9 protein-coding genes are annotated in these 10,564 nt (G+C 69.5%); 1 reads left to right on the top strand and 8 read right to left on the bottom strand.

Annotation, left to right across the window (positions count from 1 at the left end):
- Position 1 precedes the first annotated feature (1 nt).
- Complete coding sequence (rne, locus tag ACTWJ5_RS09475) at positions 2–3,304, top strand: ribonuclease E (RefSeq protein WP_444438288.1); 3,303 nt, start codon at positions 2–4, stop codon at positions 3,302–3,304.
- A 411-nt stretch (positions 3,305–3,715) separates the two neighbouring features.
- Here rne and murB read toward each other — a convergent pair whose 3' ends face one another.
- The 8 genes from murB to ACTWJ5_RS09435 form a co-directional block, all read right to left on the bottom strand.
- Positions 3,716–4,735 (bottom strand): UDP-N-acetylmuramate dehydrogenase, encoded by a 1,020-nt coding sequence (gene murB / locus ACTWJ5_RS09470; protein ID WP_444438286.1) that lies wholly within the window; start codon positions 4,733–4,735, stop codon positions 3,716–3,718.
- Positions 4,732–5,193, bottom strand: a complete 462-nt coding sequence (locus ACTWJ5_RS09465) for a low molecular weight protein-tyrosine-phosphatase (protein ID WP_444438284.1) — start codon at positions 5,191–5,193, stop codon at positions 4,732–4,734. The genes murB and ACTWJ5_RS09465 overlap by 4 nt, the downstream gene beginning before the upstream one ends.
- Entirely contained in the window at positions 5,193–5,957 is a 765-nt protein-coding gene (gene kdsB / locus ACTWJ5_RS09460; RefSeq protein WP_444438282.1) for a 3-deoxy-manno-octulosonate cytidylyltransferase, read from the bottom strand. Before kdsB ends, ACTWJ5_RS09465 begins: the two co-directional genes overlap by 1 nt.
- Before the next feature lie 13 nt (positions 5,958–5,970).
- Positions 5,971–6,156, bottom strand: coding sequence for a Trm112 family protein (locus tag ACTWJ5_RS09455; protein ID WP_009621404.1), 186 nt, complete (start codon positions 6,154–6,156; stop codon positions 5,971–5,973).
- Positions 6,157–6,196: 40 nt separating this feature from the next.
- Positions 6,197–7,195, bottom strand: coding sequence for a tetraacyldisaccharide 4'-kinase (gene lpxK / locus ACTWJ5_RS09450; protein ID WP_301500382.1), 999 nt, complete (start codon positions 7,193–7,195; stop codon positions 6,197–6,199).
- Entirely contained in the window at positions 7,195–7,641 is a 447-nt protein-coding gene (locus tag ACTWJ5_RS09445) for an ExbD/TolR family protein (protein ID WP_249919273.1), read from the bottom strand. The genes lpxK and ACTWJ5_RS09445 overlap by 1 nt, the downstream gene beginning before the upstream one ends.
- Positions 7,638–8,273: a MotA/TolQ/ExbB proton channel family protein gene (locus ACTWJ5_RS09440; protein WP_009621398.1), complete on the bottom strand. Its 636-nt coding sequence runs from the start codon at positions 8,271–8,273 to the stop codon at positions 7,638–7,640. Before ACTWJ5_RS09440 ends, ACTWJ5_RS09445 begins: the two co-directional genes overlap by 4 nt.
- Before the next feature lie 72 nt (positions 8,274–8,345).
- Positions 8,346–10,553: a DNA internalization-related competence protein ComEC/Rec2 gene (locus ACTWJ5_RS09435; protein ID WP_444439564.1), complete on the bottom strand. Its 2,208-nt coding sequence runs from the start codon at positions 10,551–10,553 to the stop codon at positions 8,346–8,348.
- Positions 10,554–10,564: the final 11 nt, after the last annotated feature.

Below are 10,564 nucleotides of genomic sequence, written 5' to 3'. Positions count from 1 at the left end.
CATGAAAAGAATGCTGATCAACGCAACTCAACCCGAAGAGTTGCGTGTAGCGCTGGTAGATGGCCAGCGTCTGTTCGATCTGGACATAGAGTCCGGCGCGCGCGAACAGAAAAAGGCCAACATCTACAAGGGCCGCATCACCCGCGTCGAGCCCAGCCTGGAAGCCGCCTTCGTCGACTTCGGCGCCGAGCGCCACGGTTTCCTCCCCCTCAAGGAAATTTCCCGCGAGTACTTCAAGAAGAGCCCCGAAGGGCGCATCAACATCAAGGAAGTGCTCAGCGAAGGCCAGGAAGTCATCGTCCAGGTCGAGAAGGAAGAACGCGGCAACAAGGGCGCGGCCCTGACCACCTTCATCAGCCTGGCCGGCCGCTACCTGGTGCTGATGCCGAACAACCCCCGCGCCGGCGGCATCTCCCGCCGCATCGAGGGCGAAGAGCGCAATGAACTGCGCGAAGCCCTGAACGGCCTCAACGCTCCCGCCGACATGGGCCTGATCGTCCGCACCGCGGGCCTGGGCCGCAGTTCCGAAGAGCTGCAGTGGGACCTGGACTACCTGCTGCAACTGTGGGGCGCCATCAAGGAAGCCTCCGGCGAGCGCGGCGCGCCCTTCCTGATCTACCAGGAAAGCAACGTCATCATCCGCGCCATCCGCGACTACCTGCGCCAGGACATCGGCGAAGTGCTGATCGACAGCATCGACGCCCAGGAAGAAGCCCTGAACTTCATCCGCCAGGTGATGCCGCAGTACGCCAGCAAGGTGAAGCTGTACCAGGACAGCGTTCCGCTGTTCAACCGCTTCCAGATCGAGAGCCAGATCGAGACTGCCTTCCAGCGCGAAGTGAAGCTGCCCTCCGGCGGCTCCATCGTCATCGACCCGACCGAGGCCCTGGTGTCCATCGACATCAACTCGGCGCGCGCCACCAAAGGCGGCGACATCGAGGAAACCGCCCTGCAGACCAACCTGGAAGCGGCCGAGGAAATCGCCCGCCAGCTGCGCCTGCGTGACATCGGCGGCCTGATCGTCATCGACTTCATCGACATGACCCCGGCGAAGAACCAGCGCGCCGTGGAAGAACGCGTGCGCGAAGCCCTCGAGGCCGACCGCGCGCGCGTGCAGGTCGGGCGCATCTCGCGCTTCGGCCTGCTGGAGATGTCCCGCCAGCGCCTGCGTCCGTCCCTCGGCGAGACCAGCGGCATCGTCTGCCCGCGTTGCAACGGCCAGGGCATCATCCGCGACGTGGAATCCCTGTCGCTGGCCATCCTGCGTCTGATCGAGGAAGAAGCGCTGAAGGACCGCACCGCGGAAGTCCGCGCCCGCGTGCCCTTCCAGGTCGCCGCCTTCCTGCTCAACGAGAAGCGCAACGCCATCACCAAGATCGAGCTGCGCACCCGCGCGCGCATCTTCATCCTGCCGGACGAGCATCTGGAAACCCCGCACTTCGAAGTGCAGCGCCTGCGTGACGACAACCCGGACCTGCTGGTCGGCCACACCAGCTACGAGATGGCCCAGGTCGAGCACGAGGAAGTCCAGCCGGTCAGCGCCACCCGCACCCTGGTGCGCCAGGAAGCCGCGGTGAAGACCGTCTCCCCGCAGACTCCTGCCCCGCAACAAGCCGAGCAGGCTGCCGCCGTGCCGCAACCGGTGGAAGCCGCCAAGCCGATGCCGCAGCCGAGCCTGTTCCAGGGCCTGGTCAAGTCGCTGGTGAGCCTGTTCGCCGGCAAGGAAGAACAGGCCAAGCCGGCCATCAGCGCGGAGAAACCCGCCAGCGAGCGCAGCTCGACTCCGGACGAGCGCCGCAACGGCCGCCAGCAGAACCGTCGCCGTGATGGCGGCCGTCGCGACGACGACCGCAAGCCCCGCGAGGAGCGTGGCGAGCGCAACGAACGCCGTCGTGAAGAGCGCGCCGAGCGTCCGGCCCGCGAAGAACGCCAGCCCCGTGAAGAGCGCGCCGAACGCCAGCCGCGCGAGGAGCGTCAACCGCGCGAAGAGCGTGCCGAGCGCCAGCCGCGCGAGGAACGTCAACCGCGTGAAGAGCGTGCCGAGCGTCAGCCCCGCGAGGAACGCCAGCCGCGTGAAGAACGCGCTGAGCGCCAGCCCCGCGAGGAGCGTCAACCGCGTGAAGAACGTGCCGAGCGCCAGCCGCGCGAGGAACGTCAGCCGCGTGAAGAGCGCGCCGAACGTCCGGCCCGCGAAGAACGTCAGCCGCGCGAAGAACGTGCCGAGCGCCAGCCGGGCGAAGAGCGTCAGCCCCGTGAAGAACGCCAGCCGCGCGAAGAGCGTGGTGAGCGTCGCGAACGTGGCGAACGCCAGCCCCGCGAGGAGCGCCAGGCCCGCGAAGCCGCGCTGGAAGCCGAAGAGCTGCCGAACAACGAGGAACTGCTGGAGCAGGACGATCAGGAAGGCAGCGATGACGATCGTCCGCGCCGCCGCTCCCGTGGCCAGCGCCGCCGCAGCAACCGCCGCGAGCGTCAGCGCGAAGTCGGCGTGGAAGGCCCGGAGGCCGGTGAGCAGCCGCAAGGCAGCGAGTCGCCGTCCGCCCCGGCCCTGGCCGCAACCGGCGTTGCCGCGGTAGCCGTGGTCGCCGAGCAGGTCGTCGAAGCCGCCAGCGAGCAAACCGCCGAGCCGGTCGCCGCCGTCGAAGCCAGCGCCGACACCGTCGTGGTCACCGAGACCCGCGAGGAAAGCGCCGGCGAGCAGATCGTCGAGTTCAGCCTGCAGCCGAGCGAATCCGCCCCGGCCGCCGCCGAACCGGTCGAGCGGCCTGCTGCGGAAGCCGTGGTCGAGGCCGCTCCGGTCGTCGAAAGTGCCCCCGTCGAACCCCAGGTGGTCGAAACCCCGGTCGCCGAGGCCGAGCCTGCTGTCGCCGCGCCGAGCCAGGACGAAGCCCAGCCGGCAGCCAACGCCAGCGGCCGCGCCCTGAACGATCCGCGCGAGCGTCGTCGCCTGCAGCGCGAAGCCGAGCGCCTGGCCCGTGAAGCCGCGGAAGCCGCCGCTGCCGCTCCGGCCGTAGTGGAAACCGCCGTGGTCGAGCAGGCCGCCGAGGTGGAAGCCATCGCCGAGGAACCCGTCGTCGCCGCGGAAGAAAGCGTCGTGGAAGCGGCCCAGGAGACTGTCGAAGCGTCTGCCACCACCGAAGCCGTCGAAGCACCCGCTGCCGAAGCTGCCGAAGCTGCCGAAGCTGCCGAAGCTGCCGAAGCTGCCGAAGCTGCCGAAGGCGAGCAGGCCATCCAGGCCGTCGAGGAGCAAGTCGAAGCCGACAAGGCCGAGCAGCACCGCGACGAGGTGGAGAAGCACCACGGCTGATCGCCCGCGTGTTGAAAAAGGGGATGCCTAGGCATCCCCTTTTTTTATGGTTCCTGGGTTGCGTAGGGCGGATAGAGCCTCCTACCGGGAAACGCCATGCCCCACGACACCTGTAGGAGCGGGCCCTGCCCGCGATTTCGCGCGCAGGGCGCGCTCCTACAGGGGAATGGAGTGGTGGGGCAGTGTAGGAGCGGATCTCATCCGCGAATCGCGCCGATACCCCCGGCTATCGCGGACAACGTTGCAGGCGAGCATGGCTTTTCGTAGGAGCGAGCTTGCTCGCGAACAAACGCGGTGCCATGCGGTTCGCGAGCAAGAACTAGGCGTCCCCCTCGCTCCTACGAAAAGCAGCACGGACAAAAAAGGCGCTTGCCATTGCCGGCAAGCGCCTTTTTTTCAAGCCTGCAAACCTCAGTAGAGGTTGGGCTCCATCTCCAGCTCCACGCCGAATCGCTGCCGAATGTCCTCGCGGATGCGCTCGGCCAGTGCTTGGATCTGCGCCCCGCTGGCGCCACCGTAGTTGACCAGCACCAACGCCTGCTGGGCATGCACGCCGGCGGCGCCATCGCGGAAGCCCTTCCAGTCGGCCTTGTCGATCAGCCAGCCGGCGGCCAGCTTGACCTGGCCGTCGGCCTGGGGATAGGCCACCAGGTCCGGGTATTCGCCACGCAAGCGCTCGGCCACGGCGGCGGACACCAGCGGGTTCTTGAAGAAGCTGCCGGCATTGCCCAGCACTGCCGGGTCGGGCAGCTTCTCGCGGCGGATGGCGCAGATCACCCGCGCCACGTCGGCGGGGCCAGGAGCGTCTATGCCCTCCTCCGCCAGGCGCTGGCGCACCGGACCGTAGTCGAGGCGCAGGCTGGCCCGGCGCGCGAGCTTCAGGCGCACGCGCAGGATCACCCAGCGCCCCGGCTCGCGCTTGAACAGGCTCTCGCGGTAGGCGAAGGCGCAATCGTCCAGGTGGAATTCGCGCAGGCCACCACTGTGGCGGTCCAGCGCCACCAGGCTGTCGAACACGTCCTTCAGCTCCACGCCGTAGGCGCCGATGTTCTGCATGGGCGCGGCGCCGACGGTGCCGGGGATCAGGCTGAGGTTCTCCAGGCCGGCGAAGCCCTGCTCCAGGCTCCAACGCACCAGGTCGTCCCAGACCTCGCCGGCCTCAGCTTCGATACGCACCCGATCACCGTCGTCTTCGAGGATGCGCACGCCACGGCTGGCCATGCGCAATACCAGGGCCTCGACGTCGCGGGTCAGCAGCAGGTTGCTGCCACCGCCGAGCACCAGCAGCGGCAGGTCATGCTCCACCGCCAGGGCAAGGCCCTGCATCACTTCCTGGTCGTCGCGGGCTTCGGCGAACAGCTGCGCGCGCGCTTCGATGCCGAAGGTATTGAAAGCTTTCAGGGAAACGTCTTTCTGCAAAACCAGGCTCACAGGCGCCCCTTCACTTCCAGCAGCAGGGCGTCGCAGGCGGTTTCGAGCAGGTCCAGCACCTGCTCGAAACCGGCCTCGCCGCCGTAATAGGGATCGGGCACCTCGTCCAGCACGCCGGCGTAGCGGCGCAGGAACAGGTCCAGCTCGGCGGGACCACCGCCACGTAAGCGTTCGAGATCGGCCAGGTTGCTCAGGTCCATGGCCAGGATCAGGTCGAAGTCGGCGAAATCGGCAGCGCTCACCTGGCGCGCACGCAACGCCGACAGGTCATAGCCACGGCGCATGGCGGCGACGCGAGTGCGGGCATCCGGCGCCTTGCCCACGTGCCAGTCGCCGGTGCCGGCAGAGTCGACGGTCACCCGCGCCTCCAGCCCGGCCTCGCGCAGCTTGTGGCGGAACACGCCCTCGGCGGTGGGCGAACGGCAGATGTTGCCCAGGCAGACGAAGAGAACCCGCATCAGCCCCCCAGGATGCGCCTGACGCGCTCCAGGTCCTCGGCGGTGTCCACCCCGGCCTGCGGCGCCTCCAGGGCGTCGGCGACGTGGATGCGTACGCCGTGCCAGAGCGCGCGCAGCTGCTCCAGGCACTCGGTGTCTTCCAGCCAGCACGGGCCCCAGGCGACGAAGTCGCGGAGGAAGCGCGCGCGGTAGGCGTAGATGCCGATGTGGCGGCGGTAGAGCACGCCCTGCGGCAAGCCGTCCGGCTCCTTGGCGAAGGCGTCGCGGGCCCAGGGCAGCGGCGCGCGGCTGAAGGTCAGCGCCAGGCCGTTGAGCTCGGTCACCACCTTCACCACGTTCGGGTTGAACAGCGCGGCCAGCTCGTGGATCGGCTCGGCCAGGGTGGCGATGCCGGCTTCCGGGTGGGCCGCCAGGTTGGCCGCCACCTGGTCGATGATGGCCGGCGGGATCAGCGGCTCGTCGCCCTGCACGTTGACCACGATGGCGTCGTCGGCCAGGCCCAGGGCATCGGCCACCTCGGCCAGGCGGTCGGTGCCGGAGTTGTGGTCGACGCGGGTCAGCAGCGCCTCGGCGCCGAAGACGTTGGCCGCCTCGAGGATGTGCGCATCGTCGGTGGCGATCACCACGCGGTTGGCGGCGCTCTTGCGCGCCTGCTCCCAGACGTGCTGGACCATGGGCTTGCCGCAGATGTCCTGCAACGGCTTGCCGGGCAGGCGGGTGGAGGCGAAGCGGGCCGGGATGACGACGGTGAAGGCTTGGCTCATCGCGAGGTCTCGGTCACTTGTCCAGGCGTTCGTCGACGTTCAGGGTGCGGGCCTCGCCCTCGAGCATCACCGGGATGCCGTCGCGCACCGGGTAGGCCAGGCCGTCGGCCTTGCAGATCAGTTCGGACTTGTCGTCGGTGAGCTTCAGCGGCCCCTTGCACAGCGGGCAGGCGAGGATGTCGAGGAGTTTCGGGTCCATGGCGGAATCCTTGGAAAGCAATGGGTGGCAGCGCCACCCGTCAGCGCGCGATCAGACGCTCGAGCTGGGCGTCGAACCAGGCGACGAAGGCCGGGGATGGCTGCGCGTCGACCGCGAGGTACCACCAGTCGGCGGCGGCGAAGGCCCGGCATTTCACCGCGTCCTTCTCGGTCATCAGCAGCGGCAGCGGCGGGCTGAATTGCAGCTGCTCGGCGCTGTAGGCCGCGTGGTCCGGGAAGGCGTGCGGAACAGGCCGCCAGTGTAGCGCCTCGAGCGTCGCGAAGAAACGCCGGGGGTTGCCGATGCCGGCCAGGGCGTGGACCTGCTGGCCCGGCGGGAAGTGCGTCAGGTCGCCGCGCTCGCCGCTGCGCAGGTTGACCAGCGCGCTCGGCCGCAGGACGAAGGAAAAGGCGCCGGCCGGATCGCTGCTGGCACCGTTGTAGAGCACCGCGTCCACCGACTCCAGGCGTTCGGCCGGCTCGCGCAGGGGGCCGGCCGGCAGGCAGCGGCGATTGCCCAGGCCGCGCGCGGCGTCGATCAGCACCAGTTCCAGGTCGCGGGCCAGGCGGTAGTGCTGCAGGCCGTCGTCGCAGAGGATCAGGTCCACCGGTTCCTCGGCCAGCAGCGCGCGCACCGCGGCCGGGCGGTCCGGGTCGATGACCAGGGGCACGCCGCTGCGCAGGACGATCATCAGCGGCTCGTCGCCGGCCTGCGCCGCGTTCTGTTCGGCGCGCACCCGCCAGGGCAGGCTCGGCGGCTTGGCGCCGTAGCCGCGGCTGACCACGCCGACCTTGAGGCCGCGGGCGCGGCAGTGTTCGATCAGCCAGAGGATCATCGGCGTCTTGCCAGTGCCGCCGACGGTGACGTTGCCGACCACGATGACCGGCACCGGCGCGCGGTAGGCCTGACGGCGGCCTTCCAGGTAGTCGGCGCGCTTGCGCAGGGCGATCCGCCGGTACAGCGCTTCCAGCGGACGCAGCAGGCCGAGGGCCGGGTGGCCCTGGTACCAGGCCTGCAAAAGGCGCTCGGAAAACGCCATCAGGGCTTGGCCGCCGGCTGCGCCTCGACGGTGGTGATGCGCAGGTGACTGAAGCCGAGCTTGCCGGCGGCGTCCATGGCGGTGACCACCGACTGGTGGGTGGCCTTGCCGTCGGCGGTGATCACCAGCGGCAGGTTGCTGTCGCCGCCGGATTCCTTCTGCATCGCCGCCATCAGGGTGGCGATGTCGCCGTTGACCAGGCTCTGGCCGTTCAGCGCGTAGTGGCCGGCGGCGTCGATGTCCAGCTCCAGCGGCTTGATGTCGGTGGCTTCCGGCGGCGTGCCGCTGACCGCCTCGGGCAGCTCGACCTTCAGCTGCGTCGGCCGGCTGAAGGTGGTGGTGACCACGAAGAACAGCAGCAGGACGAAGATCACGTCGATCAGCGACGCCAGGTTGATGAACACGTCATCGCGGGCGGCGCTGCCGTTTCTGCGGCGGAATTTCACGCTTTGCCATCCTCGGAGAGGTCGACCTCGCGGTCGCCCTGAACCATTTCCACCAGCTTGATCGCTTCCTGCTCCATGGCCACCACCAGCTCATCGACGCGGCGCAGCAGGTAGCGGTGGAAGAACACCGCCGGGATGGCCACGATCAGGCCGGAGGCGGTGGTCACCAGGGCCTTGGAGATGCCGCCGGCGAGCTGCGGTGCGTTGGCCATGCCGTCGCCCATGAAGGCGCTGAAGATCTGGATCATGCCGAACACCGTGCCCAGCAGGCCGAGCAGCGGGGCCATGGCGGCGATGGTGCCGAGGGCGTTGAGGTAGCGCTCCATCTCGTGGATCACCCGGCCGGCGGCTTCCTCGATGCACTCCTTCATGATCTCGCGGCCGTGCTTGGAGTTGACCAGGCCGGCGGCGAGCACCTCGCCCAGCGGGGAAGACGCCTTGAGCTCCTTGAGCGCCTGGCTGTTCAGCTTCTTGTCCTTGATCTGCTTCCACACCTGGCCCAGCAGCTGCGGCGGGGCGATGCGGCTGCGGCGCAGGGTCCAGAGTCGTTCGGCGACGATGGCGGTGGCGGCGATGGAGCTCAGAATGATCGGCAGCATCATCCAGCCGCCGGCTTTGACCAGTTCCCACACAGTGGCGAATCCCCTGAAAAAAAGTGGCGACACTCTAGCACAGGGCCCCTGCCCCGCCGACCGTCGCCGTTCTCATTTTTCCCTCCAGAATCCGGCATTTTCGCGCACGCCGCGCAGCGCTCCACGCTGGCCCAGGAGCAGGCGCAGGGCACCCTCCCGGGCCACATCGTGCACCTTCGTCCCCTGCTCGGCAAAGCGTTGCAGCACCTCGCTGGACGGATGGCCATGGGCATTGTGCCGCGAGCGGGAAATCAGCGCCGCGCGGGGCGCCAGCTGCCTGACGAAGGACTCGGAAGAGGCGCTGCGGCTGCCATGGTGGCCGGCCAGCAACCAGTCGGCGCCAAGCCCTGGATGGCTGGCCAGCCAGGCGGCCTCGCCTGCGGCCGGCAGGTCGCCGGTGAGCAGCAGGCTCTCGCCGCCGGCCTCGACGTGCAGCACGCAGGAGCGGCCGTTACTGTCCGTCGCGCCGGGCCACTGCCAGGTGGAAAAGCGCACGCCGTCCAGCAGCCATGTCTCGTTGCCGCAGGGGTCGGCAGGCAGGCTGCCCGGCAGACGCCGGGGTTCGCCGCTGATGATTCGCGTCACCGGCACGGCCGCCGCCACCGAGCGGGCACCGCCGGCGTGGTCATTGTCGGCGTGGCTGAGCAGCAGCACGTCCAGGCGTTCGACGCCCAGGCCGCGGAGAGTCGGCAGCACCGCCACCTCGCCGAGGTCGAAATCGCCCCGGCGCGGTCCGGCGTCGTACAGCCAGACGTGGTGACGGGTGCGGATCAGCACGGACAGCCCCTGGCCCACGTCCAGCACCCGCACTTCGGCATGACCGTGGGGCGGCGCACTGGAATGCGGCCAGAACATCGGCAACAGCAACGCCAGGCCCAACGGACGCAGCGGCAGCCCGGCCGGCGCCAGGCACAGCAGCGCGCCGAATAGGGCCAGGGCGATGCTCCAGGCCGGCGGCGCCATGGGGTGCCAGGCCGGCGAGTACGCCGACAGGCGCCCGAGCAGGCCCAGCAGAACATCGAGCACGCCACCCGCCAGCCACAGCAGCCCCTCGCCCACCACTGGCAGCCACAGCAGCAGGCTGCCGACCAGCGCCAGGGGCACCACCAGCAACTCGACACAGGGCACCGCGATCAGGTTCGCCAGCGCGCCGGCGGGACTCAGCGGCAGGCCCAGGGCCAGCAACACCGGGGCCAGCCCGAGGGCCATGAGCCACTGCGCACGCCCCCAGGCCAGCCAGCCGGCCCCGCGCCCCAGGCGCCCGGCGAAGCCGTAGACGAGCAGCGCCACGGCGGCGAAGGACAGCCAGAAGCCGGGCGTCAGGCTGACCAGCGGATCGACCAGCAGCACCACCAGCAGAGCGCCGAGCAGCGGTAACCAGACGCCCTGGCGACGAAAGTGCAGGCGCCACAGCAGCACCATGCTGAGCATCAGGCAGGCACGCAGCGCCGGCACCTGCAGTCCGGCGATCCAGCCATAGCCCCAGGCGCCAGCCAGTGCAACGGCACAGGCGCAGGGCAGCCAGGGCACGCGCGCCGGCCAGGCCCCCAGGCGCGCCAAACCCGCCACCAGGGCGTAGAGCAAGCCGCCCAGCAGGGAGATGTGCGAGCCGGAGATCACCATCAGGTGCAGGGTGCCGGTGTCCTGCAGCATGTCCCAGTCTTCCCGGCCCAGGCCACTGCCGTCGCCGAGGACCAGGGCCACCAGGTAGGCGTTACGCCCCCGGGCATCCACGGCCAGCAGCCGGTCCTTCCAGGCCTCGCGCCAGGCCATGGGACCCGCGGCCTCGGCCAGGCGCCGGCCATCCTTGACGCTGCCGGTGGCGCCTATGCCGTCGGCCGCCAGCCAGGCTTCATAGTCGAAACCGAAGTCGTTGGCCAGGCCATGGGGGCGACGCAGGGTGACCGCCAGGCGCCAGCGCTCCCCGGCCCGCACCTCCGGGCCGTCATACCAGGACACGCGGATGCACCCGGGCAGTTCCAGGCGCGCCTGGACGTCCTCCAGCTCGAAGCGGACGATGCCATCCGCGGTAGCCGGCAGGCCGGCAACCTGCCCTTCCAGCCACAGCGTCCGCCCGTCCAGTTCGGGAGCCAGGCGCCCTTCCCACGAGTCATGGGCGAACAGGCAGGCCCAGGCAAAGCCGAGCAGGAAAAGCGCCACCGCGTGATGTCGCCGACACAGACACAGCAGCGCCATTCCGACCAATGGCAGCAGGGCCGCCAAGGGTGGCAGCTGGGGCAGGAAACGCAGCAGCAACAGGCCGCAGGCCAGCGCCATCATCCCTGTGCGCA

It is taken from the genome of Pseudomonas sp. A6 (genome assembly GCF_052367875.1).
GTDB lineage: Bacteria > Pseudomonadota > Gammaproteobacteria > Pseudomonadales > Pseudomonadaceae > Pseudomonas > Pseudomonas citronellolis.
Note: the sequence above shows the minus strand (reverse complement) of the source record. Positions and strands in the feature narration are given on the sequence as shown.

Coding starts and splice junctions, on each gene's coding strand:
- lpxK (WP_301500382.1), bottom strand. CDS start 7,195: ATGGCGTTTTCCGAGCGCCTTTTGCAGGCCTGGTACCAGGGCCACCCG.
- ACTWJ5_RS09435 (WP_444439564.1), bottom strand. CDS start 10,553: ATGATGGCGCTGGCCTGCGGCCTGTTGCTGCTGCGTTTCCTGCCCCAG.
- ACTWJ5_RS09455 (WP_009621404.1), bottom strand. CDS start 6,156: ATGGACCCGAAACTCCTCGACATCCTCGCCTGCCCGCTGTGCAAGGGG.
- kdsB (WP_444438282.1), bottom strand. CDS start 5,957: ATGAGCCAAGCCTTCACCGTCGTCATCCCGGCCCGCTTCGCCTCCACC.
- ACTWJ5_RS09465 (WP_444438284.1), bottom strand. CDS start 5,193: ATGCGGGTTCTCTTCGTCTGCCTGGGCAACATCTGCCGTTCGCCCACC.
- rne (WP_444438288.1), top strand. CDS start 2: ATGAAAAGAATGCTGATCAACGCAACTCAACCCGAAGAGTTGCGTGTA.